Source organism: Pigmentiphaga sp. NML080357 (genome assembly GCF_002188465.1).
In the GTDB taxonomy this organism is placed as follows: Bacteria; Pseudomonadota; Gammaproteobacteria; order Burkholderiales; family Burkholderiaceae_B; genus Pigmentiphaga.
Genome location: NZ_NINW01000029.1, coordinates 78,941 through 104,000, shown reverse-complemented (window position 1 = coordinate 104,000; position 25,060 = coordinate 78,941). Strand labels below are relative to the sequence as shown.

General features: G+C 68.1%; 22 protein-coding genes. 17 read left to right on the top strand and 5 right to left on the bottom strand.

Annotation, left to right across the window (positions count from 1 at the left end; translation table 11 throughout):
* The first annotated feature begins 124 nt into the window (after positions 1-124).
* From CDO44_RS12225 to CDO44_RS12160, 14 genes are all read left to right on the top strand, one after another.
* Complete coding sequence (locus CDO44_RS12225) at positions 125-808, top strand: PIG-L deacetylase family protein (RefSeq protein ID WP_087780484.1); 684 nt, start codon at positions 125-127, stop codon at positions 806-808.
* Entirely contained in the window at positions 795-1,727 is a 933-nt protein-coding gene (locus tag CDO44_RS12220; RefSeq protein WP_087780483.1) for a glycosyltransferase, read from the top strand. The genes CDO44_RS12225 and CDO44_RS12220 overlap by 14 nt, the downstream gene beginning before the upstream one ends.
* A gap of 94 nt (positions 1,728-1,821) precedes the next feature.
* A complete protein-coding gene (locus tag CDO44_RS12215; RefSeq protein WP_087780482.1) occupies positions 1,822-4,563 on the top strand; it encodes an ATP-binding cassette domain-containing protein in 2,742 nt (913 codons plus the stop codon).
* A gap of 33 nt (positions 4,564-4,596) precedes the next feature.
* On the top strand, positions 4,597-5,118 hold the full coding sequence (locus CDO44_RS12210; RefSeq protein WP_087780481.1) for a hypothetical protein: 522 nt from the start codon (positions 4,597-4,599) through the stop codon (positions 5,116-5,118).
* 143 nt (positions 5,119-5,261) lie between these two features.
* Complete coding sequence (locus CDO44_RS12205) at positions 5,262-6,554, top strand: glycosyltransferase family 1 protein (RefSeq protein ID WP_087780632.1); 1,293 nt, start codon at positions 5,262-5,264, stop codon at positions 6,552-6,554.
* Positions 6,555-6,572: 18 nt separating this feature from the next.
* Positions 6,573-7,304 carry an SDR family oxidoreductase gene (locus CDO44_RS12200; RefSeq protein WP_087780480.1) on the top strand — a complete coding sequence of 244 codons (732 nt, stop codon included), beginning with the start codon at positions 6,573-6,575 and terminating at the stop codon, positions 7,302-7,304.
* Positions 7,295-7,876 carry an HAD-IIIA family hydrolase gene (locus CDO44_RS12195; protein WP_087780479.1) on the top strand — a complete coding sequence of 194 codons (582 nt, stop codon included), beginning with the start codon at positions 7,295-7,297 and terminating at the stop codon, positions 7,874-7,876. Before CDO44_RS12200 ends, CDO44_RS12195 begins: the two co-directional genes overlap by 10 nt.
* On the top strand, positions 7,873-9,063 hold the full coding sequence (locus CDO44_RS12190) for a glycosyltransferase family 9 protein (RefSeq protein WP_087780478.1): 1,191 nt from the start codon (positions 7,873-7,875) through the stop codon (positions 9,061-9,063). Before CDO44_RS12195 ends, CDO44_RS12190 begins: the two co-directional genes overlap by 4 nt.
* Before the next feature lie 22 nt (positions 9,064-9,085).
* Positions 9,086-10,825, top strand: coding sequence for a carbamoyltransferase C-terminal domain-containing protein (locus CDO44_RS12185; protein WP_087780477.1), 1,740 nt, complete (start codon positions 9,086-9,088; stop codon positions 10,823-10,825).
* Positions 10,822-11,811, top strand: a complete 990-nt coding sequence (locus tag CDO44_RS12180) for a glycosyltransferase family 2 protein (protein WP_233146156.1) — start codon at positions 10,822-10,824, stop codon at positions 11,809-11,811. The genes CDO44_RS12185 and CDO44_RS12180 overlap by 4 nt, the downstream gene beginning before the upstream one ends.
* Positions 11,808-12,893, top strand: coding sequence for a glycosyltransferase family 9 protein (locus CDO44_RS12175; RefSeq protein WP_087780475.1), 1,086 nt, complete (start codon positions 11,808-11,810; stop codon positions 12,891-12,893). The genes CDO44_RS12180 and CDO44_RS12175 overlap by 4 nt, the downstream gene beginning before the upstream one ends.
* The gene (locus CDO44_RS12170; RefSeq protein WP_087780474.1) at positions 12,886-13,887 is read left to right on the top strand and encodes a glycosyltransferase; all 1,002 of its coding nucleotides are present in this window, start codon (positions 12,886-12,888) and stop codon (positions 13,885-13,887) included. The genes CDO44_RS12175 and CDO44_RS12170 overlap by 8 nt, the downstream gene beginning before the upstream one ends.
* Positions 13,884-14,900: a UDP-glucuronic acid decarboxylase family protein gene (locus CDO44_RS12165; RefSeq protein WP_087780473.1), complete on the top strand. Its 1,017-nt coding sequence runs from the start codon at positions 13,884-13,886 to the stop codon at positions 14,898-14,900. The genes CDO44_RS12170 and CDO44_RS12165 overlap by 4 nt, the downstream gene beginning before the upstream one ends.
* 129 nt (positions 14,901-15,029) lie before the next feature.
* The gene (locus tag CDO44_RS12160) at positions 15,030-16,154 is read left to right on the top strand and encodes a sensor histidine kinase (protein ID WP_158213271.1); all 1,125 of its coding nucleotides are present in this window, start codon (positions 15,030-15,032) and stop codon (positions 16,152-16,154) included.
* Here the strand turns inward: CDO44_RS12160 and CDO44_RS12155 are convergent, their stop codons facing one another.
* On the bottom strand, positions 16,155-16,373 hold the full coding sequence (locus CDO44_RS12155; RefSeq protein ID WP_087780471.1) for a hypothetical protein: 219 nt from the start codon (positions 16,371-16,373) through the stop codon (positions 16,155-16,157).
* Positions 16,374-16,761: 388 nt separating this feature from the next.
* On the opposite strand from CDO44_RS12155, the gene CDO44_RS12150 reads away from it, so the two are divergent.
* On the top strand, positions 16,762-17,913 hold the full coding sequence (locus CDO44_RS12150; RefSeq protein WP_087780470.1) for a glycosyltransferase family 1 protein: 1,152 nt from the start codon (positions 16,762-16,764) through the stop codon (positions 17,911-17,913).
* Positions 17,914-17,935: 22 nt separating this feature from the next.
* On the opposite strand, the gene CDO44_RS12145 is transcribed toward CDO44_RS12150, so the two are convergent.
* The 4 genes from CDO44_RS12145 to CDO44_RS12130 form a co-directional block, all read right to left on the bottom strand.
* Positions 17,936-19,039 carry a glycosyltransferase gene (locus tag CDO44_RS12145; RefSeq protein WP_087780469.1) on the bottom strand — a complete coding sequence of 368 codons (1,104 nt, stop codon included), beginning with the start codon at positions 19,037-19,039 and terminating at the stop codon, positions 17,936-17,938.
* A 109-nt stretch (positions 19,040-19,148) separates the two neighbouring features.
* Positions 19,149-20,354, bottom strand: a complete 1,206-nt coding sequence (locus CDO44_RS12140; RefSeq protein ID WP_087780468.1) for an MFS transporter — start codon at positions 20,352-20,354, stop codon at positions 19,149-19,151.
* A gap of 85 nt (positions 20,355-20,439) precedes the next feature.
* Positions 20,440-21,459: a nitronate monooxygenase family protein gene (locus CDO44_RS12135; protein ID WP_087780467.1), complete on the bottom strand. Its 1,020-nt coding sequence runs from the start codon at positions 21,457-21,459 to the stop codon at positions 20,440-20,442.
* The gene (locus CDO44_RS12130) at positions 21,456-22,241 is read right to left on the bottom strand and encodes an IclR family transcriptional regulator (RefSeq protein ID WP_233146155.1); all 786 of its coding nucleotides are present in this window, start codon (positions 22,239-22,241) and stop codon (positions 21,456-21,458) included. Before CDO44_RS12130 ends, CDO44_RS12135 begins: the two co-directional genes overlap by 4 nt.
* 98 nt (positions 22,242-22,339) lie before the next feature.
* Between CDO44_RS12130 and CDO44_RS12125 the strand changes: the two genes are divergently transcribed.
* Positions 22,340-23,575, top strand: a complete 1,236-nt coding sequence (locus CDO44_RS12125; protein WP_087780465.1) for an iron-containing alcohol dehydrogenase — start codon at positions 22,340-22,342, stop codon at positions 23,573-23,575.
* A gap of 15 nt (positions 23,576-23,590) precedes the next feature.
* Positions 23,591-25,057 (top strand): aldehyde dehydrogenase, encoded by a 1,467-nt coding sequence (locus CDO44_RS12120; protein WP_087780464.1) that lies wholly within the window; start codon positions 23,591-23,593, stop codon positions 25,055-25,057.
* The last annotated feature ends 3 nt before the right edge of the window (positions 25,058-25,060 follow it).

Below are 25,060 nucleotides of genomic sequence, written 5' to 3'. Positions count from 1 at the left end.
TGCTCCCGAGAGAAACGCCATGCGCACAGCAAGATCCATTCCCCGGTCGCCGCGCAACATCGTTACACCTGTGCCAGGCGAACAGTGGCAAGGTAAGGGCCCATCGTCCCCATGACCATGTCCGATGAAATCGCTCGATGCCGTAGACCTGCTGACCGTCGTGTCGCCTCACCTGGACGATGGCGTCTTCAGCTGCGGCGCCCTGCTCGACCTTGCGGACCGCGGCCAGGTGGTCACGCTGTTCGCCGGCTGCCCCGACGACATCCCGCTCACCGACTGGGACCGGCGCTGCGGTTTCCTGAGCGCCGACGAAGCCGTGCGCACGCGGCGGGAAGAGGATGCCCGCGCACTGGCCGAACTGGGCGCGGAGCCGATATGGCTGGATCTGATGGATGCCCAGTACGGCGGCAACTACCTGCCGGAAGACGTGGCCGCTCATCTGGCTCCGGTCTTCGGCCGGCTGCGGGGAGGCACGGTCGCGGTCCCACTGGGGTTGTTCCACTCCGACCATCTCCTCGCCCACGCGGCCTGCATGCAGCTGTATCGGGATCATGGCTCGCTCGCCTGGCTGTTCTACGAAGACGCGCTGTACCGGCGCCACGCGGGACTCGTGCAGAAGCGGCTGGCCGCGCTGTTGCAGGCGGGCTTGCTGTTGACTCCGGTCGCCGGGCCGGCCTCGCGCTCGCCGGCCAAGGAACGCGCCGTCCGCTGGTACGCGAGCCAATTGCGTGCCTTCGGCGAGGGAGGCTACGAGGATACCGGGCTGCCCGAGCGATACTGGAAGCTGGAAGCGTATGAACCCCGCTGACGCACGCGTCACCATCGTGGTCCTGACTCACCACAGGTGCGAGGAAGTCCTGCGCACGGTGCGGCAGCTGCGCGAACTGCCCGATCGAGTCCGGCTTTGCGTCGTGGACAACGGCAGTGCGGACGGCACGCCGCATGCCCTGCGCACAGCGTGGCCGGACATTCACGTGATCGCCGCGGGCCGCAACCTCGGCGCCGCCGGCCGCAACCTGGGCGTGAGGTGGGCGCGCACGCCCTACGTCGCGTTCTGCGACGACGATACCTGCTGGCAGCCCCATGCGCTGGATCGCGCGGCCGACATCCTGGACCGCCATCCCGATCTGGCCGCCATTTGCGCGCAGGTCCGGGTGGGCGAGGAAGCGCGGCGCGATCCTGCGTGCGAACGCATGGCCAGCAGCCCTCTTCCCTCGCAGGGCTTGCCGGGCAAGGTGCTGCTCGGATTCCTCGCCGGCGCCACGATCATGCGCGTCTGCGCCTTCCTGGAGACGGGCGGCTATCACCCGGCGTTCTTCATCGGCGCCGAAGAAGCCTTGATGGCGCTGGACCTGGTGACGGCGGGATGGCGCATCGCCTACTGTCCGGAAATCGTGACGCGGCACTATCCGTCGCCCCGGCGCGATGCGCCGGGGCGACGGAGGCTGCTGGCCCGCAACGAGATCTGGACCGCCTGGCTGCGCCTGCCGCTGGCCGAGGCCTGCCGCGAGACCGCGCGCGTCATGCGCGAGGTTCGCGGCAAGGAAAACCCGGGCGCACTGGCGCTCGCGGTACTGCGCGGCCTGCCCTGGATCCTGCTCCAGCGGCGAGTGGTTCCGCCCGACGTGGCGGCCATGCGCCGAATGCTGCGAGAAGGCGCTGCGCCGGGGGCCGGGCCGGCCCCGCTGCCGCGTCACCGGTCCGCGCCCTCCTCGCCCGAACGCTAGGCTCTCGGGACCGGCAACGATCGCCTCCCGGGTACGCATATTGCTGTGGGCCGCGCACCGGCGCCTTCCCCGCGCGCCGAGGAGCTTGCGGCCTATGGCCAGAGACCAGGGCGCCATGCCCATCAGCCGACAACTCGCACGCACGCTGGGCCCGCCCATATGGGAGGCCCGTCGGCGCGTGTTCACGGCCCTGGGGCTGCTCATTCTCGCCAAGCTGGTCATGGTGGCCGTGCCGATGGTGCTGAAGGTCATCGTGGACGAACTGGGCGAGCCAACGAGCGCGCTGGTGGTCCCCGTGTTCCTGCTCCTCGCCTACGCCTTGCTGCGCTTTCTCGGGACGCTGTTCAACGAGCTGCGCGACGTGGTGTTCTCCCCGGTCCTGCACAAGGTCGTGGCGGACTTCAACGAGCGGACGTTCGCGCACCTGCATAAGCTCGGTCCACGCTTCCACGTCACGCGGCAGACCGGTTCGCTGGCGCGCGACGTGGAACGCGGCGCCGCTGGCTTGACTTTCCTGCTCGGCACCACGCTGTTCACCGTGGTTCCCACGATATTCGAGATCGCGGTCGTGGCCGGCGTGCTGGCGGTCGGCTATGACATCTGGTTCACCGTCATCGTCGTGCTGGCGCTGCTCGGCTATGGCATTTTCACCTTCGCCCTGACGGAGCGGCGGGCGGCGCTGCAGCGAGCGATGAACGCCGCCGACTCGGCCACCAGCGGCCGGCTCGTCGACACCCTGCTCAACTACGAAACCGTGAAGTTCTACACCAACGAGCACTACGAGCTGGTGCGGTTCCGCAAGCTGCTGCAGCGATGGCGCGAGGCCGGCGTGGCCAACCAGCAGGCGTTGTCCGTCCTGCACGTGGGGCAAAGCGCCATCATCGCCATGGGCGTCGCGGCGGTCATGCTGCTGGCGGGACGCGAAGTGGTGCTGGGCCAGATGACGGTGGGCAGCCTGGTTCTGGTCAATGCCTACATCATCCAGATCAGCCTGCCGCTCAACACGCTGGGGATGATCTTCCGCCAGTCCAAGGACGCGGTCATCAACGCCGAACGGCTGTTCTCGCTGCTCGACACGCCGCCGGAGATAGACGAAAGGCACACGATGGCGCCGCTGGACCTGTCGCGCGGCGAGGTCCGGTTCGAATCGGTCGATTTCAGCTACGAGCCGGGCCGGCAGATCCTGTGGGACGTGGATTTCCGCATCGCTCCGGGCGCGACGGTCGCCGTCGTCGGCGGCAGCGGCTCGGGCAAATCCACGCTGGCTCGCCTGCTGTTCCGCTTCTACGACCCCGACGACGGCCGCATCACCATCGACGGACAGGCCCTGAGCGCCGTCGACCAGAAAAGCCTGCGGGCGAACATCGGCATGGTGCCCCAGGACACCGCGCTGTTCAACGAAACCGTCGCCTACAACATCGCCTACGGCCGTCCGGGCGCCCCGATGGCGGAGATCATCGAGGCGGCCCGCGCCGCGCGCATCCATGAGTTCATCAACGCCTTGCCCGCCCAATACGAGACGATGGTGGGCGAGCGCGGAGTCAAGCTCTCGGGAGGCGAACGCCAGCGCATCGCCATCGCGCGGGCGATCCTGAAGAACCCGCCCATTCTCATCTTCGACGAAGCCACCTCCGCACTCGACACGCTGGCCGAACGCGCGATCCAGGCCGAGCTGGCGCAACTGTCGCGCGACCGGACCACCCTCATCATTGCGCACCGGCTTTCCACCGTCGTGGACGCCGACGAGATCCTGGTGCTTGACCAGGGCCGCATCGTCGAACGCGGCACCCACGAATCGCTGCTTGCCAGCCAGGGCATGTACGCCCAGATGTGGAACCTGCAGCTCAAGCAGAGCGAGCTGGAGCGCACCAGCCGCAAGCTCAGCAAGCAACCGGTCAACATGGTGGCGCTGGTAGCCGGCGTGCTCGATGGCCTGCGGCCGCTCATCGAAGAGCGCTCCATCGAGCTCTACACCTTCATGGGCTCGCAGGCATACCGGGTCACCGGCGATCCCAGTACCCTGCAACAGGTGGTATCCGAGCTCTGCATGAACGCCATCGCGGTCAGCCCGCCAGGCGGGCGCATGGAACTCCGGCTGGACGCGGTCGAGGGCAACGCGCTGCTGTCCATTACCGACGGACGCGACGACGAAGCCATTGTGGCGATGGAGTACGGCGCCACGCCGGCTCCTCTCTTGGGCGACGGCTCGACGGTCTTCGATCCCATGCACATCAGGGCGCTGGTCGAAGGACAGGGCGGCAAGCTGCTCACCCGCGTGCCGTCCACGGGCAGGGGCGAAACCCGCGTCCTGAGCCTGCCGCTGCGCGCCGTCGCCTCGGAAGTCCCGGCGGGACATGACCGCGCGGGCGGTTCCGCGGTGTCGCTGGCCGGCATACGGGTCATGGTGATCGACGACCAGGCCGATGTTCTGGAGCAGATCGGCGCGGTACTGGAGACCTACCAGGCGCAAGTGCTGCCGATGAACTCGGGCAAGGCCGCCCTCGAATACCTGGACCGCACCCCTTCGGAGCAATGGCCCGACGTGCTGCTGTGCGACCTTTCGCTGGGCGAGGAGGACGGCCACCAGGTGCTGCAGGAAATACGCAGCATGGAATCGCGCCGGTCGACGGCGCTTCCGGATCTCATGCCGGCCGTGGCCCTGACCGGACGGACCCAGCCCATGGACCGCATGCGCGCGCTGCTGGCCGGCTTCCAGGTCCACCTTGGCAAGCCGGTGGAACCCGCCGAGCTGGCCGCCACCGTGGCGACGCTGGCCCGCGATGCCCGCCGGCCCCGGTCCTCCGACCAGCCGCCTACCGCCGGTCCGGCCGCATGATCCCGCGTCATCGATTTTCGAACAGGAGCGCCTATGAACACCAATCCCTTCCTCGCCTCGTCACCGACGATATCCGCGCCGAGCTTCTATGCCGACAGGCAGGCCGCCGCCCAGGCTGTCCGCATGGCCTTGCCACTGATCGAAGCCGCGATGCAGGACAAGGAGCGGGTGGGCGAAAGCGGGTTTCTCTACCTCGTGATCATGGATCCCGCCAGTTCTCCCGCCCGCGACCAGTTCGAAGAAGCCATCCTCTACGAGTACGCCGTGGGCGACCCGCAGCACTGGGATGCCGACTATGCGGCGTTCGCGCGCGGCAAGGCCTACTTGAGCTGGCGCACGGGCCTGGACAGCCACCTCGTCCAGACCGCATACCCGCAACTTCTGCAGAAAAACGACTCGACCCTATGGGGGACGGCGTGCCTCGACGGTTACGTCGTGGCGTCCAGCGGCGCACATCCTTGGTACGACGAGGCTTTCGCGATGACCGTGGCGGCCTGCCTCAAGGCCATCGTCAAAGGACGAGCCCAAACCGAGACCCGCGGCCTGACGCTGTAATGGGGTGGCAAGAAGTTCACGGTTGTGTAAGCGTTACTGGCCAATAGGATGCGCTGCACAACCGAGAAACGGTTCTCGAACCGGGAACAGAAGATGCGGATCGGATCCCAGTTGTTGTGCTGATCAACAAAAGGGATCTCACCATGCGCACCATCGCCCTCGTCAGTGAACACGCGTCTCCGCTCGCCCCGCCTGGCAGCGTGGACAGCGGAGGACAGAACATCTACGTCGCCAACCTGGCGCGGGAACTCGCCGCCCAGGGCCACCGGGTCGACGTCTTCACGCGCCAGGACGACCCTTCGCAACCCAGGACCCTTGCCTGGCAGCCGGGCATACGCGTCATCCACGTGCCGGCCGGTCCCGCACGGCCCATTCCCAAGGAATCGCTGCTGCCCTACATGGGGCAGTTCGGCGAGTTCCTGCTGAACTACTTCCGCAACAACTGGCCGATCTACGACATCGTCCACGCCAATTTCTTCATGTCGGGGCTGGCCTGCCTGCCCGCGACGCGCGAGTTCGGCGTGCCGCTGGTCATGACCTTCCACGCGCTCGACCGCGTGCGGCGCCAGCACCAGGGCAGCGCCGACCGCTTTCCGGCCGAACGCTACGCCATCGAGCTCGAACTGGTGCGCCGTGCCGAGAAACTGATCGCCGAATGCCCCCAGGACCTGGAGGACCTGGTCGAGCACTACGGCGCCGACCCCGCCAAGATCGACATCATTCCGTGCGGCTTCGAAGCGCAGGAATTCACGCCCATGGACAAGACCGCGGCGCGGCTGGCGCTTGGATGGGATCCCGAACGCTTCTCCGTGCTGCAACTGGGCCGCATGGTACCGCGCAAGGGCGTGGACAACGTGATCCAGGCACTCGGCGTCTTGCGCCGCCGCCACGGCGTGGATGCCAAGCTCTACGTCGTGGGCGGCGACGCATCCAAGCCCGACGACCTCTCCACGCCGGAGCTGGGCAGGCTCCGCGATATCGCCGCGCAGGCCGGGGTAGCCGACACGGTCGAATTCTGCGGACGGCGCGACCGCGAGCAGCTCTCGCTGTTCTATGGAGCCTGCGACGTATTCGTGACGACGCCCTGGTACGAGCCGTTCGGCATTACGCCCGTGGAGGCCATGGCCTGCGCGCGTCCCGTCATAGGCGCGGCGGTGGGGGGCATACGCTCGACGGTGGTGGACGGCAAGACCGGCTATCTGGTGCCGCCGCGCGATCCCGAAGCCCTGGCCGACCGCCTGGCCTATCTCGCCACGCACGCACAGACCGCGCAGCGCCTGGGCCGCAATGGCCTGCGCCGCGCGCAGAAGATGTTCACCTGGAGCGGCGTCGCCCGCGACATGTTGCGGGCCTATGCGGGCCTGGCCCAACCGGCGATGGCTTCCCGGCGCAGCCACTACGAGCGCACGGCCGAAGAAGCGCTCGCCGCCAAGTAGCACACAAAGGAGAACCGCATGACATCCAGAGCACCCGCCAGCATGGCAGGCAAGACGATATTGGTTACGGGAGGAGGCCGCGGCCTGGGCGCTGCCATCTGCCAGGAGCTGGCAGCCGATGGCGCGCACGTGCTGGTCGGCGACATCGACGAACAGGCGGCCCATGCCACGGCGCGCCGCATCGGCGCGCACACCGACGCCATAGGCTTTGACGTCGGCAACGAAAGCGACGTGCGGGCCGCGGTGGACCGGGCAATCTCCCGCTTCGGCCATCTCGATGCCGTGGTCAACAACGCGGCCATCGACCTGACCGTCCCCATCGAGGAACTGGGGCTGGCGGACTGGGACCGCATCCTGCGGACCAACCTGACCGGACCGTTCCTGGTCTCCAAGTACGCATGCGCCTACATGAAGGAGCGGGGTCACGGACACATCGTCAACATCGCCTCGACGGCTTCCAAGCGCGCATGGCCCAACGCCGCGGTCTACCACGCCACCAAGTGGGGCCTGCTGGGGCTCTCGCATGCGCTGCATGCCGAACTGAGGCCCCACGGGATCAAGGTCTCCGCGGTCGTCGCAGGCGGCATGCGCACGCCGTTCCTGCTCGATCGCTTCGCCGACATCGACGTAAACACCCTGCAGGACCCCGGCAATGTCGCCCGCACCGTGCGCTTCGTGCTGATGCAGCCCGAAGAGACCGTGATTCCGGAGGTCATGGTGCTGCCGATGCGAGAAACATCATGGCCCTGAAACCTGCCATTTTCCTGGACAAGGACGGCACCCTGCTGGTGAACGAAGCCTATAACGTGGACCCGAAACGCATGCGCTTCGAGGCCGGCGTGGAGGCTGGATTGCGGCGCCTTGCCGGCACCAGGGCGCCGATGTTCGTCATCACCAACCAGCCGGGCGTCGCCCTGGGCCTGTTCGAGGAAGATGCGCTGATCGGCGTGCACCTCCAGCTCGCCCGCATGTTCGAGACAGCCCATGCGCACCTGAACGGCTTCTACTACTGTCCGCACCTGGCCAGGGGCGTACGCCGCGCCTACGCCTTGCCGTGCACCTGCCGCAAGCCGCAGCCGGGACTGTTGCGCCAGGCCGCCCGCGAGCACGACCTGGACCTGGAACGCTCGTGGTTCATCGGCGACATCCTCGACGACGTGGAAGCGGGCAGCCGCGCAGGCTGCCGCACCGTCTTGCTGAACAACGGCCACGAGACCGAATGGGTGCGCGGCCCGCACCGCGAGCCGGACTACATCGTCGACGGCTTCGAGCAGGCCGCCACGCTCGTGGCGGTGGCGCTGCGCGCCAGGGAGGTCGCATGAACGCGCCCGCTCGGCCGCCCGAAGGGCGCGTTCCCTCCCTCGGGGAGAATGCGCAGCGACAGGAGGCAACAGCAGCGAGCGCTCTCGATTGGTCCGGCGCGTCCAATGTTCTTTGCGTGCGGCTGGACAACCTGGGCGACGTGTTGATGACGACTCCCGCCCTGCGTGCGCTGAAGCTGTCGCGGCCAGGGCGGCGCATCACCCTGCTGTGCTCGGGCGCGGGCGCGCTGCTTGCCCCGCATCTGCCCAGCGTGGATGAGGTCATCGCCTACGAGGCGCCCTGGGTGAAGAATCATCGCGGGCCCGACCCGGGTCCCGATCTGGCGATGATCGAACGGCTGCGAGCAGGCCGCTACGACGCGGCAGCCATTTTCACGGTCTACAGCCAGAGCGCGCTGCCCGCCGCCCTGATGTGCATGCTGGCGGGCATCCCGCGCATTCTGGCCCACTCCCGCGAGAACCCCTATCGCCTCCTTACCCACTGGATCAAGGACGACGCGCCCATGGACGGCGGCCGCCACGAGGCCCGGCGCCAGCTGGACCTGGTGGCCTCGGTCGGTGCGCGTGCGCCGACCGAGACGCTGGAGTTCGCGGTGCAGCCGCGGGATCGCCGGGCCGTGCAAGAGAAACTGGCTCGGCGGGGCGTCAGGGACCTCGGTTCCTGCATCGTTGTGCATGCCGGCGCCAGCGCGCCATCCCGGCGCTACCCCCCCGAACTGTTCGCGCAGGTCGTCCGGCAGCTGGCCGCCACCGCCCCCGTCGTGCTTACCGGCGGCAGCGGCGAGCGGGCGCTGGTCGAACATGTGGACACACTGTCGGGACACCGGGCGATCAATACCGCGGGCGAACTCTCGCTGGGCGAGCTGGGCGCACTGCTTGCCGAAGCGGCGGTCCTGGTCTCGAACAACAGCGGACCGGTCCACATCGCCGCCGCGGTCGGCACGCCGGTGGCCGATCTCTATGCGCTGACCAATCCCCAGCACGCGCCCTGGGGGATCGAACACCGCCTGCTCAGCCATGACGTGCCGTGCAAGTACTGCTATCGCAGCGTGTGCCCGGAAGGCCACCATGCCTGCCTGGCCGGAGTCGAGCCGGAAAGGGCCGTGCGGGCCGCACAGGAGCTGCTGGACATGCGCCGCCGCATGCCGCTGCCCGCATCCCCCACGAGCCGGCGGGCCGCCGCCTGAGCCCCACATCGAGGAGCTGTCCATGTACACATTGGGAATCAATGCCGTTTACCACGACTGTTCCGCCACCCTCGTACGCGATGGCGTGGTGCTGGCGGCAGCGGAAGAAGAGCGCTTCACCCACGTCAAGCACGGCAAGCGCCCGCTGCCGTTCACGACCTGGCAGTTGCCGTTCCATGCGATCGACTACTGTCTTGCCCATGCGGGAATCGACATCGGCCAGGTCGATCATTTCGCCTATTCCTACGACCCGAGCCTGCTGTTGCAGGAACAAGCTCCGGAAGGCCACATCGTGCTGCCGCTGGAGCCCTCGCGCAGCAGCAGCCCTACCGCCACGTCCTCGCCCTGGGATCCGCTGTTCCTCTCGTATGTGGTGAACGCGCCGCGGCAACTTGCCGACGGCGCGCCCCACCACCTCCAGGAGCGGCTGCGCGGCGCCACCGCGGCCGACATCATCCGGCGCTGGCACTTCGTCGAGCATCACCTCGCCCACGAGGCCAGCGCCTTCCTGGCAGCGCCGTTCGACGAGGCGGCGGTATTGACCATGGACGGACGCGGCGAGAGCGCCACCACCAGCTACGGCCATTACGCGCAGGGGCGATACCGGCGCATCAAGCAGGTCAACCTGCCGCATTCGCTGGGCCTGCTGTACGAGGAGGTCACGCGTTACCTGGGTTTCCTGCATTCCTCTGACGAATACAAGGTCATGGCGCTGGCGTCGTTCGGCCAACCACGCTACGTCGACTTCTTCGAAGAAATCATGCGCGTGGGCGACGACGGCGACTACACGGTTTCCCCGCTTGCGCTCGCCGAACGGTTCGGTCCGCCACGGCGGCGCGGCGGACCGCTCGAGGAACGCCACTACGACCTCGCCCGTTCGCTGCAATTCGCCCTCGAGCAGACAGTCGAGCGCATGGCGCGCTGGCTGCACCGGGAAACCGGATCGCCCAACCTGTGCATGGCCGGCGGCGTGGCGCTCAATTGCGTCATGAACGCGCGGCTGCGCGAAAACGGGCCGTTCAGCCAGGTGTGGGTGCAACCCGCGGCCGGGGACTCCGGCACCTCGCTGGGCGCCGCGCTCTGGGTGGACAGCCAGCAGCGAGCCGGCGAGGGCCGGCGATGGGCCATGGACCACGCTTTCCTTGGTCCGGAATTCGATGACGAGGAGATCGAGGCTTTCCTGCAACGCTCCAAGCTCTCCTATCGCAAGCCGGACGACATTGCCGAGGCCACCGCGGAATTGCTTGCCCAGGACAAGATCGTCGGATGGTTCCAGGGACGCATGGAATTCGGTCCGCGGGCGCTCGGCGCGCGTTCCATCCTGGCCTCTCCCATCGACCCCGGCATGCAGGCCCGCCTCAACGAAATCAAGGACCGGGAAGATTTCCGCCCGGTCGCACCGGTGGTCATGGAGGAACGCGCGCGCGACTGGTTCGCCACCGGCCGGCCCGGCCCCATCGTCGCGCCGTTCATGCTGTTCGTCTTCGACGTGCTGGAGGACAAGGCCGCGCGCATACCTGCCGTCCGCCATACGGACGGCACCGCCCGCGTGCAGACCGTGCGGCGCGCCCAGCATCCGCTCTACTACGACCTGCTGGCGGCGTTCGAACGTCGCACCGGCGTGCCGGTACTGGTGAACACGTCGTTCAACACGCGCGGCGAACCTGTCGTATGCACGCCTCGCGATGCGATCGAATGCTTCTGGACGTCGCCGCTGGACGCGCTCGCCATCGGCTCGTTCCTGCTGGAGAAGTCGGCGTGAGCGCCGCCGGCCTCCTGCGGGTGTCGGTGGTGGTTCCCACTTACCGCCGGCCACGGATGCTGCAGCGCTGCCTGCAGGCGATCGCCTCGCAGGATCTCGACCCGGCGAGCTTCGAGCTGCTGGTGGTGGACGACGGCCCCGATGCGGATACGCGCCGGGTGGTGGAGGCGCTCGCCAAGGAACAGGAGCGGCGCGGACTGGCGGTGCGCTATCTGGAAGCGGTGGGCACCCAGGGGCCTTCGGGCGCGCGCAACCGCGGATGGGAAAGCGCGCGCGCGCCCGTTATTGCCTTTACCGACGACGATACCGTGCCGACGCCCTCCTGGCTGTCGCGAGGACTGGCCGCCATGGCCGACGACGTTGCCGCCGTCGTCGGCCGGATACGCGTGCCGCTGCCCGACAGGCCGCGTGATCACGAACGGGATACCGGCGGCCTGGAACAAGCCGAATTCGCCACCGCCAACTGCCTGGTCCGCAAGAGCGCGCTTCTTGCCGTCGGCGGTTTCGACGAACGCTTCACGCTGGCGTGGCGAGAAGATTCGGACCTGCAGTTCATGCTTCTGGCGCGGGGCTATCGCATCGCCCGGGCGGAAGACGCGGTCGTCCTGCATCCAGTGCGCCCCGCGCCGCCGGGGATCAGCGTCAGGCAGCAGCGCAAGGTCTTCTTCGACGCATTGCTCTACAAGAAGCATCCTTCGCTGTATCGCCAGCGGATACGGCGCCGGCCGCCATGGAACTACTTCGCCATCGTCGCCGGCGCCGCGGTCGCCGTCGCCGGGGCCGTCGCGGGCGTGCCATGGCTGGCCTGGACGGGGCTTGCCGTCTGGGCGGCGCTGACGCTGCAGTTCTGCGCCGCGCGGTTGCGGGGCGCGTCGCACGCCCCTTCGCATGTCGCCGAAATGCTGGTGACTTCCATCCTGATCCCCCCCTTGTCCCTGTTCTGGCGCCTGCGAGGCGCCTGGCACTTCAAGGCGAGGTTCCTATGACCGCCCCCTCCGCGCTCCACCCGCTCTGGCACCCGGAGCCTGCCCGCATCGCCGTGTTCAGGGCGTTGCAACTAGGCGACCTTCTGTGTTCGGTTCCCGCCCTGCGCGCATTGCGCGCACGCTTCCCGCGCGCCCACATCACCTTGATCGGGCTGCCCGGCGCCGCGTCGTTCCAGCAGCGCTTCAGCCGGTACCTCGACGCACTGGCGCCGTTTCCGGGTACGACAGGCATGCCCGAACAGGCCGCTCGCGAGGAAGCGCTGCCGGCGTTCTACGACTGGGCGCGATCCCAGCGCTTCGACGTCGCGCTGCAACTGCATGGCAGCGGCGCCATCACGAACGACATCGTGCGCAGGCTGGGGGCGGCACGCGTCGCCGGTTTCCAGCCAGGACCGGTCACGGGGGCCGAGGCCGACGCCTGGTGGCTGCCATGGCCGGACCATCTGCCCGAAGTCGAACGCTATCTGGCGCTCATGCGATTCCTGGACGTGCCGTGCGGCGACGCCCGGCTCGAATTTCCGCTCGCCGACGGCGACCGCGAGGCCGCATCCGCCCTCGCACGGGAAGCAGGATTGCGCCCCGGCCGCACGGTCCTCGTGCATCCCGGCGCGCGGCTCGCCTCGCGCCGGTGGCCAGCGGAGCGCTATGCCGCGGTGGCGTCCGTCCTCGTCCACGCCGGCTTCGACGTGGCCTTGACCGGCAGCGACGAAGAACGTCCGCTGACGCGCAAGGTGGCCGACCTGGCAAGCGAGCCGCTGTGCGACCTGGCCGGACGCACCGGCCTGGGCGTCCTGGCCGCGCTGCTCGAGCGCAGCCGCCTGCTGGTCTGCAACGACACCGGCGTCTCGCACGTGGCGGCGGCAATGCGCACTCCCAGCGTGGTGATCGCCAGCGGCAGCGACGTGCATCGATGGGCGCCCGCCGACCGCTCGAAGCACGTGGTCCTCTGGCACGACGTCGCCTGCCGGCCTTGCGCCCACCCGGCGTGCCCGATCGGTCATCCCTGCGCGCTGGGAGTCAAGACCTCGGACGTTATCCGCCAAGCCGAACGCATGCTTTGCAAGGAGCCCAGCTATGCCTGAAACCCCCGGACGCCGGTTGCGCATTCTGACCTGGCACGTACACGGCAACTATCTCTACTACCTGACTCACGTTCCGCATGACTTCTACGTCGTCGTGCGGCCGGGCGGCGGTCCCGGCTATGCGCCCCTGGGTCCCGGCCTGCCCTGGGGGCGCAACGTCCGCGAAATTCCCGCCGATCGCGTGCGCGACCAGCGCTTCGACTGCGTGCTGTACCAGTCCAAGCAGGCCTACCTGGAAGACCGCACCGAGCTGCTGTCGGCGGCGCAACGCCAGTTGCCGCAAATCTATCTCGAACACGATCCTCCGCAGCAGCATCCCACCAACACCGTCCACTGGTTCCAGGAGCCGCGAGGCACCCTGGTCCATGTCACGCCGTTCAATGCCCTCATGTGGGACAGCGGCTGCACGCCCACGCGCGTCGTCGAGCATGGCGTGCGGCTGCCGCCCGACGTGGAGTACCAGGGCACGATTCCGCGCGGCATCGTCGTGGTCAACCACCTGCGGCGACGCGGCCGGCGTCTCGGCGCCGATGTTTTCGACGCCCTGCGCACGCGCGTGCCGCTCGATCTGGCCGGGATGGACGCCGAATCGCTGGGCGGCATCGGCGAGGTACCGAATCTGGAGCTGCCCGCGCTCATGGCGCGCTACCGATTCTTCTTCAATCCCATCCGCTACACCAGCCTTGGGTTGGCCGTGATCGAGGCCATGATGGCCGGCGTGCCGGTGGTGGGCCTCGCGACCACGGAAATGAGCACGGTGATCGAAAGCGGCGCGAACGGCTATGTCGACACGCGGATCGACCATCTGGCCGACGTCATGCACGAGCTGCTGGCCGATCCCGAGCTGGCTCGCGCCTGGGGACAGGAAGCCCGCCTGCGCGCCTTGCAGCGCTTCGGCATCGACCGGTTCGTGCGCGACTGGACCGCCGTCCTGGACGAGGCCGTCGGCGCCGCCAGCCCGGCTGCGGCAGAACCCGCGGAGGTGCAATCATGAGTATCCGTCTGCCACGACGCATCGTCGTCACCGGGGGCGCCGGCTTCCTGGGGTCGCACCTGTGCACCCGCTTGATCGAGGCCGGCCACGAGGTGCTGTGCGTCGACAATTTCTACACGGGAACCAAGGCCAACATCGCGCACCTGATCGGTCATCCGGCCTTCGAACTGCTGCGTCACGACATCACCTTTCCCCTCTACGTGGAAGCCGACGAGATCTACAATCTCGCCTGCCCCGCCTCGCCGGTGCATTACCAGCACGATCCGGTGCAGACCACCAAGACCTGCGTGCACGGGTCGATCAACATGCTGGGCCTGGCCAAGCGGCTGGACGCGCGGATCCTGCAGGCGTCCACGAGCGAGGTATACGGCGATCCCGACATGCATCCCCAGCGCGAGGATTACTGGGGCCACGTCAATCCCAATGGCGTGCGGGCATGCTACGACGAGGGCAAGCGCTGCGCCGAAACCCTGTTCGCGGACTATCACCGGCAATACGGGCTGAAGGTGAAGATCGCGCGGATCTTCAACACCTATGGCCCTCACATGCGGCCCGACGATGGCCGGGTGGTTTCCAATCTCGCCATGCAAGCCCTCGCGGGCGAACCGCTGACGGTGTATGGGGATGGCAGCCAGACACGCTCTTTCTGCTATGTCGACGACCTGGTGGACGGACTGATCCGGCTGATGAACAGCCCCGACGATTTCACGGGACCGGTGAACCTGGGCAATACGCACGAGACCACCATGCTCGAGATCGCCGAGAAGATCCGGAGTCTGGCCGGCACGGCGCCGGAGATCGTTCATCGCCCCCTGCCCCAGGACGATCCGGTGCGCCGGTGCCCGGACATCGGACTGGCGCAGCGCATGTTGGGCTGGCAGCCGGCCACCTCGCTGGAGGAGGGCCTGGCCCGCACACTCGCCTATTTCAGGCAACGCTACTTCGGGCCGGCCGATCGGCCGGCCTCGCATGTTGTAACCGGTCTTTCTCATCCGGTCGCGAGCCAGGCGTAGGGACTACAATGCGGCGGCGGATCGCGCCAGCGCGAACAGCCTGGCGCATCCCGCCGTCCCGCCTCGCCGGCACGGCTCGTGGCCGATGTCCCGCGAAGCGTCCGCATGGCCGCATACGCCGGAGGGGCTATGAGATTGGCCGATTTCATCGACGCGAATCTGGACTTGCTCATGAGCGACTGGACGAACTTCGCCCGCCAGCTCGATCTCCGGCGCACGGCGGTATCCGAGCAGGCACTGCAGACGTCGGCCCGATCGCTGTTGCGGCAATTGGCCGCCGATCTGCGCGCCGAGGTCGACAACCTGGGTGGCCCGGACGCCTGCACTTCCAACGCGACCGGCGGCACCGCGCGCCAGGCGCGGGTCCATGCCCGCAATCGCCTGCGCGCCGGATTCACCCTGACCGAAATGGTTTCCGAATATTGCGCCCTGCGCGCCAACGTGGTGAGCCGGTGGGGGCGCGAAGTGGATGTCATGGAGGGGGACGCCTGCCAGGACCTGGTGCGGTTCAACGAGGCGCTGGACCAGGCGCTGAAGGAATCCATCGCCCGCTATTCGGCCGGCCTGGAGCGGGCGCGCGACCTTTTCGTCGGCATACTGGCCCATGACCTGCGGACCCCGCTGGGAGCCATCGCCATGTCGGCGCAGTTGCTCCTGCATTCCAAGGAACTTCCGGAGAAATGCCTGAAGGCCGCGGCCCGCATCGAGCACAGCGGCGCGCGGATGCAGCGCATGATCGACGACCTGCTGGACTTCGCCCGCACACGGCTCGGAAGCACTCTGCCCCTGACCGTTGCCCGCACCGATCTGGAAGACGTATGCAATCGGGCGGTGGATGAGATCCGGACGGTTAATCCGAACCAGGAATTCGTGCTCGACTGCGCGGGCGACCTGACCGGCCGCTGGGATGCCAACCGCCTCGCGCAATTGCTGGTGAACTTGCTGAGCAACGCCGTCCAGCACGGCTATCCCGACCGGCCCGTCTCGCTCCGTGTGCGCTGCGTCGAGCAGGGAGTAGTGGCCGAGGTCCACAATGACGGCCCGCCCATCCCGGCCCACATGCGGCACCAGATCTTCGATCCTCTCATGCGCGGCCCCCGGTACGGCGCCGAAAAACGCCGCACCGGCCTCGGGCTGGGGCTGTACATCGCCCGCCAGATCGCGGCCGCCCACCGGGGGACGCTCAGCGTCACCTCATCGGAGTCGGGCACGACGTTCAAGCTGTGGCTGCCGACCGATCCGGCGCCGGGCTGATCAACTGCGATTGTCGGTCTTGGGCGCGTCCGGCGTCTGCCTGCCCGGGTCGGCGGCCGTCTCGCGATCCACCCCCACTGGCAGGCCGATCCGGGCCGGCATGCTGTTGGGATCGACCGGATGATTACCGATCGTGCGTTCGCGCTTGGGCGTCTCCGGCTTGCCGGTGGCTGGCTTGTCGCCAGACGAGGGTTTGGGGGAAGTCTGCTCGCGTGTCATGCGGATCTCCAAAAAGCGTACGGATCATGTGTCGCAAGCTTCGTGCCTCCCGGGTCCGGCTCGTCACCTCCGCGGGCGCCCGCCCGGGCGGTCCGCCGGCTGTCCGCCGGGGCCGCTTCCCCGAGGAGTGCTGGCCGGCGGTTCGGGCGACTGCAATTCGGTGAGCTCGCTGCCCGGATCCTCGTTTCCCGTCTGCTCGACCGAGGCTTCGGGAAGCCCGGCCGGCGCGGGACGCTCCGGCGCCGTACCCGGAGCCGGTTCGTTTCGGTCACGTCTGGAATGGGACGGCATGTCTATCTCCTCTGGGCCGGTGAACGACGCCAGCAATCCCCGTGCCTACCGTGCCGCTTGACTATACTGCGCGCTGGCCCCACGGATTCCACGCAGCATGACAGATCGCCCCGCGCCGTCAACGGACACGACAACCACCATCAAGGTGGGCATCTCGTCCACCAAGGCCGAACCTGCGCTGCGGCCCCACAGGGACGGTATCGGGACGTATACGGCGGCGTTGATCGGCGGCCTTCCCCGCTACGGCTGCATGCCGGTGGGATACGCCTGGCCGGATGCCGGGCGCGCGCGGGCGCCGCTGCGGCATGGCCGGTACCTGCCGCATTCCTACGGAATCACGACTGCGGGCCAGATGTTGGGCATACTGGCCCCGCTCTCCATGCCGGTGGACGTTTTCCACTGCACGGATCACATGGCGCTACGCACGAGTTGCCCCAGCGTCATCACGCTGCACGATGCCGCGCCGCTGAGCCATCCGGAGTGGGCCTCCCCGCGCCTGCGCTGGCTGCGCAACCGGCTGCTGCGGCGCGCGGGCGCGCTGGGCGACGCCTATATCGCCATCTCGCATGCCGCAGTTGAGGAGCTGGTGCGCTACTTCGGCGTGGATGAAAGGAAGATCCACGTCGTGCCGAACGGCATCGAGGCGACCTGGTTTGACGAAGGCGACGCCGGGATACGCTTCCGACGCCTGGCTGAGCGGCTGCACTTGCGCGCCGGCTATTTCCTGTTCGTGGGCACGCTGCAGCCGCGCAAGAACGTGGACCGCCTGCTGGATGCCTACCGGCAATTGCCTTCCCCGCTCCGGCGGGAACATCGGTTGTTGATCGTCGGCCGGCCGGGGTGGCGCAGCGCCGGCACGATCGCCCGCATGCGCGCCATGCGCGACGACGGCGTCCTGTGGCTCGATGACATCGACGACGATGGCGACGTGCGTGCTCTTTACCGGCACGCCGCCGCGCTGGTGTTCCCTTCCCTGCACGAGGGTTTCGGCCTGCCTGTGCTGGAGGCCTTCGCGAGCGGCACGCCGGTGGTCACATCGAACCTGGCTTCGCTGCCGGAGGTTGCGGGCGATGCCGCGTTGCTGGTGGATCCGCTGGATGCGGGGGAAATCGCCGCCGCCATGCGAGACCTGGTCCGCTCACCCGATATCCGGCGCCAGTGCATAGCCAGGGGGGTCGCGCAGGCACGCCTGTTCTCTCTCGAACGAACCGCGGCGGCCACGGCGGCGGTGTACCGAAGCCTGCTCTAAGGCGCCTCTCGAGGCGGAGGTCCTATCCGAGGACGTCCCCGTAGCACCTGACGTAGCCGCGCACCATGGCGTCTTCGGTAAAAAGCTCGAGATAGCGGCGGCGGGCATTCGCGCCCCATTGCCTGGCCTGTTCGGGATCGTTCCAGAATCGGTCCAGGGCCAGCCCCAATGCCTGCGGGTCGCGCGGCGGCACGACAAGGCCGGTTTCTTCATGCAGGTTGACGAAACTCGTGCCGGTGCCGATTTCGCACGAGATCATGGGCAAGCCCTGCTGCGCCGCCTCAGCCAGCGCCAATCCGAATGCCTCGGTGCGGACGTGGGAAGGAAAGACGAAACCACTTGCGGCCGCCAGCACGTCGGTCTTCTCCTCGTCGTCGAGCACGCCGAGGAAATGCACGTTCTTCAGCCCGAGCCGGCGCGCCTGCGCCTCCAGCGCGGCCCGCTCCTCGCCGTCGCCGATCAATGCGAGCGGATAGTCGCGCCCGACCTGTGCCTGCAGCAGGAAGTCGAGCCCCTTGTAGTACCTGGGCACGCCGAGAAAGGCAAAGAAACGCTCGCCCAGGCGCTGGCGCCAGCGCCACAGGGACTCCGGGTCCCTTGGCCCCCTGGCCGCAATGCCGCAGGGAATGACATCGACCTTGTCGCGCCAGCGCTGCAGCACCTCGCTGCTTTTCACGTAGTTGGGCGAGGTGGCGACGATCCGTTTCATCCGCGCCAGATGGCGGTCTCGCAAGGGCTTGTAGAGCTTAAGGAGCTGGTCTTGCTTGATGATGTCCGAATGGTAGGTCAGGACCGCCGGCGTGGCCACGCCCGACAGCAAATACGCCAGGTCGCCGAATGGCCACGGAAAATGGAAATGCAGGAGGTCGGCCCACTCGGCCTCCCTCCGGAAATGCGTGAGAAACTGCAACGACATGCCGGTAGAGGCGACATTCAGATTTCTCGGATAGCGGTGGATGGCATAGCCCGTGGCATCCGTGTCGACTCTCCGGCCCCGGGGCGACAGCGTCAGGACGCGGCTTTCGATGCCATGCGCGGCACCGCCGGCGGCGATACTGTGGATGGCCTGTTCGATCCCCCCGTAGGCATCGGGGAAATAGATCTTGAATATGTGAAGGACGCGCATGGAAAAGCGAATGGGCACGAAGCGGTATGGATTCTACCCCCGGCGAGATACGCCGCTGGTCGTAAAAGGAATGGCGATCCCCGCCAAATCCGGTTATTGAACGGCGCCTTCAGGTCTTGCGCCAATACAGCAAGGTCACCAACCCCACGCAGGCGGCCAGCACCGCCGCCATGGTACCGAAGGCGCCGGTCACGGCGAAGGCCTCGGAAAATGACCCCACCAGCAGGTAGCCGAAGGGCATCGTCCCGTTGTAGGCCATGCCATAGAGGCCGACCAGCGCGCCCCGCACGGATTCCGGGCAGCGGCGCTGGATCGTGGCGTTGGTGGAGGTGGCCGCAAAGGTCAGGCTGAAGCCCAGCAGCACGAAGGCAGCCGCGCTCACGATGCCGCTCCAGGTGGTCGACAGCAGGGCCAGGGCGACGCAGGCAGACCACGGCGCCACCCGAAGCAGGTCGGCGGTGCGCGCGGCGATGGAGGAAGACAGCACCACGGCGGCTGTGAGCGACCCCATGCCGGCGCAGGCGAAGAATATGCCCGTGTACTTGGCCGCGTCGTGGTAGACGTGGTCCGCCAGCAGCGGCACCAGAGTCTGGTAGCTGCCGGCCAGCAGCCCCATGCAGGCCAGGATGGAGAGGTACTTCGCGGTAAAGCGGTCGTCCAGCACGTACACCAGGGCATTGCGCAGCCCGGACCGCTCCGGCATGGAGGCCTGGGCCGGGCCGGCGCGCCGCGGCATGGAGCGCACGCACCACGCCATGAAGAGCAGCGCGCCGGCATAGGTCAGGAAGGCCGCGGACTGCCCGAACAGGGGATAGATGATGGCGGCCAGGCTGGGGCCCACCATTCGGCCGACGTTGTAGACCATGGTGTTCATGGCGATGGCGTTGGGCAGCAGGGCCGGATCCTCCAGCCCCGTGAGCAGCAGCACCTGCCGGGCCGGCGACTCGATCGCGTTCAGGATGCCGGCGCACAGCGCCAGCGCAAGAATGATGGGCAGGACGAGAATGTGCAGCAACGACAGCAGCGCGAGCGAACAGGCGACCGCCATCGACGTGTAGAGGACCGCGAGCGTCGCGCGGCGCGCATTGGCCGAGTTGATCCGAGCGCCGGCCAGGGGCGCCACGACCAGTTGCGGGCCATAGAGGAGGAAGTTGAGCAGGGCCAGCACGGCGGCGGACCCCGACAGATGGTAGACGACGAGGTTGAGCGTGATGTTCTGTGTCCAGCTGCCCAGCACCGACACGCCCTGCCCCATGAGGTAGCGCCGCATCGTGGGCTCGGACAAGGCGGGAAAGACGCGCTGGAGCAGGGACATGCTGGAACGGAAAAGAACCGGGGGATGGGAGATCTTAGCTCACCGCCCATTCCACCCGTGGCCGCGGAGCGGTCAGGAGCCAGCCTCAGGCTCCCATACCGGCCAGCCGGCCCCCCCGAAGCAAGGCATCCCGGCACTGCTTCATCAGCGCCTGCAGCGTCTGCGCGAACGGTTCGATCGATTGGGAAAAACCGGCGGCCGGTCCCAGCGAAAGCATGCCTTCCTCGTGCAGGCCGCGGGCATAGGCGTAGTCGCGCGCGCGATGGCCGCGGATGAGCTCGCCAAAGGCCTCGTAGGTGCGCGCGCCTTCGCTTTCCAACTGCGCCACCCGGCGCGCATTCTCGTTGTCGAGCACGCGCCAGGTATCGCCCAGGCTCGACAGCACCGCGCGCGAACAATGCTCGTCCGCCTCGACCACGCGTTGCTTGTAGGCGGGATGCGCCGGGGTCTCGGCAGCGGTGGTGAAGCGGCTTCCCATGACCACGGCGTCTGCACCCATCGCCAATGCCGCCGCGATCTGCCGGCCATGGCCGATGCCGCCGCCCAGCGCCAGCGGAATGGAGAGCCTGTCGAGCGCGAACGCGCCGTTGACGAAAGTCGGCAACTGGTTTGCGCCGGGGTGTCCGCCTTCCTCCATGCCGACCAGCGCGACGGCATCCACGCCCATGCGTTCGGCCGAGACTGCGTGGCGGATGTGGGCGCATTTGTGGATAACGACCGCTCCGGCCTCGCGCAACGCGGGCAACAGCGGAGCAGGCGGCAGACCGGCGGTTTCGAAATGACGGACGCCTTCGTCCAGGGCGACGCGCAGCATGTCGATCACCCCATCGTTGGCGCCCTGGCGGCGCGACAGCGTCAGGTTGACGCCGTAAGGCCTGCCGCCCGTGAGCGCCCGGCATTTCTGCAATTGATCGCGAAATGCCGCGGCATCGGCCGATGAGCGCGCGGTGATGAATCCCATGGCCCCGGCATTGACGGCCGCGGCAACGAGCGAGGCATCGGACAGCCACATCATGCCGCCGAGCAGCACCGGATAGCGGATGCCGAACAGACGCGTGATGGGCGTATCCAGGGCCGGAGCCGGAGAAGCAAACGAGGAATTCATGCGTAGCGCCTGCCAAGCAAGAAGATGGGCTGGAGCTCGGCGGCGAGCTTGACCAGCTCGGGACCGACCTCATCCAGGATGAACTCTACGGGCAAGGCCGACGCCGGGCCTCCGCAACTGATGACGTAGCGGTCGTTGCCCTGCACGACGATGGCCGTGGCGACCGTGTTGACGTGGTGCTGGGGCCGGCAATGGATGACGAAGCCGCGTTCGTCGTAAAGCTCCATCGCGTCGCGAAACGCCTGCAAGGCCTCGGGGCCGGGCGCCCCCGCCTCCTGCTGCGCTTGGTCGCGGTCGCCGGCCGCGGCCGAGGCCAGGTACGCCCAGCCGATGGCGCTGCGATACAGCGGGATGCGCGAGCCTACCCGCAAATTCATCAATAGCGGCGAATCGCCCTGGCAGCGCAGCAAGTAGACGATGCTGTCGCCGTCGCGGCGGCCCAGCGCAACGGCCGAATGATAGCGATCGGCAAGCTCCTGCATGCGCGGCCGGACGAGGTCGAGCGACTCTTGTCCCGCCAGCGCGGCACCGCCCAGGGCCACCGCCGCCGGCCCGAGCCGCAGTTTCTCGGCACCCGGCACCATGACCAGATAGCCCAGCTTCTGCAGCGTGTGGGACAGCCTCCAGACGGTCGGCTGGGGCAGGCCGGTGCGCGCCGCGATCTCGGTCGTGCCGAGCAGGCGGTGCTCCGCATCGAAGCAGCGCAGGATTTCCAGCCCGCGCGCCAACGCCACGACGAACTGGCGATCTTCGGGTTCAGGACGATCGGGGACCTCTGCCATGCGTTCTCCAGGCATTGACGGCGGCCAGTGCTTGCCGCTAAGCTGAATCCGTTTAGCGAATTATTAATTCGCAGTGCAAATTATAAAGGAGACGCACGTTGAGCGCAAGCGCGCCGCCATCACTTTCCCCGGCTGCACACGGATCGACCATCCTGTGGCCCGGCCATTGCGGGCACGGTCCTGGCGTGTGGTCTTTCGTCGCGCACGTGCTGCGCGGGACGCGGCGCGTCGCGGTCGTCGCCGACCCGTGCGTCTGGCCGCTGGCCGCCGCGCAGCTGGAGCAGGCGGCGGCGCGCGCCGGATGCCGGATCGCCGCGGTCCATGACGGCGTGCGTCCCAACCCCGGTCTGGCCGACGTCCGCGCCGCGGCGGGGGCCATTCGGGCCGGCGCATGCGATGCGCTGGTCGCGGTGGGCGGCGGCAGCGCGATCGACACGGCCAAGGTTGCCTACGCCACCGTGTTCGGCGGCCATGGCGATCCTGTCGAACTGCTCGCACCCGACAATGCCTGGATGGCCGGCCTGCCGTGCCCCACGGATCCCCGCTTCCTGGCTATTCCGACGACTGCCGGTACCGGCAGCGAAAGCAGCACCGCGGCCCTCGTCAAGGACGAACAAGGCCGCAAGCTGATGTTCCGCAGCGCGCGCAGCCGCCCGAGTGCGGTGGCGCTGGTGCCCGAACTCACGCTCGGCCTTCCCCGCCACGCCACGGCGGCAGGCGGTTTCGACGCGGTGCTGCACGCCATGGGTGCGCTGGTCAATACCTGCGAGGCCCCCGTGGGCGAGGCGCTGGCCGCGGCCGCGCTCGCACGCGCCCTGCATGCCTATCCGCGAGTGCTGGCGGCGCCGGACGACCTGGAGGCGCGCGCCGCCATGCTGATGGCCAGCTACCTCGCGGGCATCGCCATAGGGATGAAACGGGTGGACGCGGTCCATGGCCTGTGCACGCCGCTGGAGGATCGGGTGGACCTGGCCCACGCCGAAGTGCTGGCCGCCATCCTGGACCCGATCGCCGAATACACGATGGAAACCGCCCAGGGCCACTATGCGCGGGCCGCGCGCCTGGGCGGACTGGCCGGCCCTGCCGATGGCGATGCCGAGGCCGCTCGCCGGTTGCTCGAAGCGGTCCGCGGCATGCGCTCGCTGGGTGGGCTGCCGGAGCGCCTGCCTCCGGTCGCGCTGGAAGACGCCGACGCGCTCGCCCTGGCCGATCGCGCGCTGCAAAGTCCATCGACGCGGCTCAACCCGCGCCCGCTCGACCGCGACGCGACAGCGCGCCTCTACCTGGCAATCGCCGCGCGCAGCCGCGGTCTTCATGCCCCGACACTTCCCTGAGCTCCTGAGTCATTCATGGAATACATCGACGACCAACCCTATCGCATGCTGATCGACGGCCGCTGGCAGACCGGCGGCGAGGGCGCCCTCTTCCCCACCTACGATCCGGCCACCGGCGAAGTGCTCGCGCAGGTCCACGCCGCCACCGTCCACGATGTCGACGCGGCGGTCCGGGCCGCGCGACGCGCCTATGAAGCGCACTGGCGCGACACGACGCCGCGCGAACGGGCGCGTCTGCTCCGGCGGCTGGCGACGCTGTTCGAGCGCGAGGTCGAGAAGCTGGCCTGGATAGAAACGCGCAACGTCGGCAAGCCCATCACGCACTCGCGCGAATCGCTGTCTGCCATGCCGGCGTCGCTCGAATACTTCGCCGGCATCATCCCCGCGGTGCGCGGCGACACCATTCCGCTGCTCAACAGCGCCAGCGTATTGAATTTCACGCTGCGCGAGCCGCTGGGCGTCTGCGCCCTGGTCATGCCGTGGAACTATCCCATGACCCTGACGCTGCACAAGCTGGCGCCCGCGCTGGCCGCCGGCAACACGGTGGTGATCAAGCCGTCCGAAGTCACGCCGCTGTCCACCTTGGCGCTGGCGGCGCTGTTCGCCGAAGCGGGATTCCCCGAAGGCGTGGTCAACGTCGTCAACGGTCCGGGCGCCACCGTGGGCGAGACGCTGGTCCGCCATCCGGGCGTGGCCCGCGTCTCGTTCACGGGCGGCACGGCCACGGGAGCCGCCATCCAGGCGGCCGCGGCGGCCGACGTCAAGCGCGTCACGCTCGAGCTGGGCGGCAAGTCGCCGCTCATCGTGTTCGACGATGCCGCCGTGGACGCGGCCGTCGGCGTGGCGGCCGCCGACATCGTCAAGAATTCGGGCCAGGTCTGCATCGCCTGCACCCGCCTGCTGGTGCAGGACACTCTACGCGACGCGTTCCAGGAGAAACTCGAGGCCCGCCTGGCCGCGATACGCGTAGGCGATCCGGCCAACCCCGAAACCCAGATGGGCCCGCTGGTCAGCCGCGCCCAGGCCGACCGGGTACGCCGTTACCTGGACATCGCGCACAGCGAAGGCGCAACGCCGCGCGCATGCGTCGATCTCTCGTCCCGTCCGGAAACGGCGCGCGGCTTCTATGTGGCGCCCACCCTGCTGGTCACCGCCGACAACGGCATGCAGACCTCGCAGGAAGAGATCTTCGGCCCGGTCCAGTCGCTGATCGGCTTCAAGGACGAGGACGAGGCGCTGCGCATCGCCAACGATACGCGCTACGGGCTGGCCGCCATCGTGTTCACCCGCGACGGCGGGCGGGCGCTGCGCATGGCGAGGCGCCTCGAATCGGGCAGCGTGGCGATCAATACCGGCGTGAGGACCTCGGTCGATGCGCCGTTCGGCGGCTACAAGCATTCCGGCATCGGCAAGGAGCGCGGACTGGAAGCCATCCTCGAGAACACGCAGCTCAAGAACGTCAAGTACGACACCTCGCTCTGACGG

What these genes read in the sequence shown, in the direction of transcription:
- CDO44_RS12210 (WP_087780481.1), top strand. Translation starts at nt 4,597, where the DNA reads ATGAACACCAATCCCTTCCTCGCCTCGTCACCGACGATATCCGCGCCG.
- CDO44_RS12160 (WP_158213271.1), top strand. Translation starts at nt 15,030, where the DNA reads ATGAGATTGGCCGATTTCATCGACGCGAATCTGGACTTGCTCATGAGC.
- CDO44_RS12205 (WP_087780632.1), top strand. Translation starts at nt 5,262, where the DNA reads ATGCGCACCATCGCCCTCGTCAGTGAACACGCGTCTCCGCTCGCCCCG.
- CDO44_RS12165 (WP_087780473.1), top strand. Translation starts at nt 13,884, where the DNA reads ATGAGTATCCGTCTGCCACGACGCATCGTCGTCACCGGGGGCGCCGGC.
- CDO44_RS12190 (WP_087780478.1), top strand. Translation starts at nt 7,873, where the DNA reads ATGAACGCGCCCGCTCGGCCGCCCGAAGGGCGCGTTCCCTCCCTCGGG.
- CDO44_RS12155 (WP_087780471.1), bottom strand. Translation starts at nt 16,373, where the DNA reads ATGACACGCGAGCAGACTTCCCCCAAACCCTCGTCTGGCGACAAGCCA.
- CDO44_RS12215 (WP_087780482.1), top strand. Translation starts at nt 1,822, where the DNA reads ATGGCCAGAGACCAGGGCGCCATGCCCATCAGCCGACAACTCGCACGC.
- CDO44_RS12200 (WP_087780480.1), top strand. Translation starts at nt 6,573, where the DNA reads ATGACATCCAGAGCACCCGCCAGCATGGCAGGCAAGACGATATTGGTT.
- CDO44_RS12225 (WP_087780484.1), top strand. Translation starts at nt 125, where the DNA reads ATGAAATCGCTCGATGCCGTAGACCTGCTGACCGTCGTGTCGCCTCAC.
- CDO44_RS12130 (WP_233146155.1), bottom strand. Translation starts at nt 22,241, where the DNA reads ATGGCAGAGGTCCCCGATCGTCCTGAACCCGAAGATCGCCAGTTCGTC.
- CDO44_RS12170 (WP_087780474.1), top strand. Translation starts at nt 12,886, where the DNA reads ATGCCTGAAACCCCCGGACGCCGGTTGCGCATTCTGACCTGGCACGTA.
- CDO44_RS12175 (WP_087780475.1), top strand. Translation starts at nt 11,808, where the DNA reads ATGACCGCCCCCTCCGCGCTCCACCCGCTCTGGCACCCGGAGCCTGCC.
- CDO44_RS12150 (WP_087780470.1), top strand. Translation starts at nt 16,762, where the DNA reads ATGACAGATCGCCCCGCGCCGTCAACGGACACGACAACCACCATCAAG.
- CDO44_RS12195 (WP_087780479.1), top strand. Translation starts at nt 7,295, where the DNA reads ATGGCCCTGAAACCTGCCATTTTCCTGGACAAGGACGGCACCCTGCTG.
- CDO44_RS12135 (WP_087780467.1), bottom strand. Translation starts at nt 21,459, where the DNA reads ATGAATTCCTCGTTTGCTTCTCCGGCTCCGGCCCTGGATACGCCCATC.
- CDO44_RS12140 (WP_087780468.1), bottom strand. Translation starts at nt 20,354, where the DNA reads ATGTCCCTGCTCCAGCGCGTCTTTCCCGCCTTGTCCGAGCCCACGATG.
- CDO44_RS12120 (WP_087780464.1), top strand. Translation starts at nt 23,591, where the DNA reads ATGGAATACATCGACGACCAACCCTATCGCATGCTGATCGACGGCCGC.
- CDO44_RS12220 (WP_087780483.1), top strand. Translation starts at nt 795, where the DNA reads ATGAACCCCGCTGACGCACGCGTCACCATCGTGGTCCTGACTCACCAC.
- CDO44_RS12185 (WP_087780477.1), top strand. Translation starts at nt 9,086, where the DNA reads ATGTACACATTGGGAATCAATGCCGTTTACCACGACTGTTCCGCCACC.
- CDO44_RS12145 (WP_087780469.1), bottom strand. Translation starts at nt 19,039, where the DNA reads ATGCGCGTCCTTCACATATTCAAGATCTATTTCCCCGATGCCTACGGG.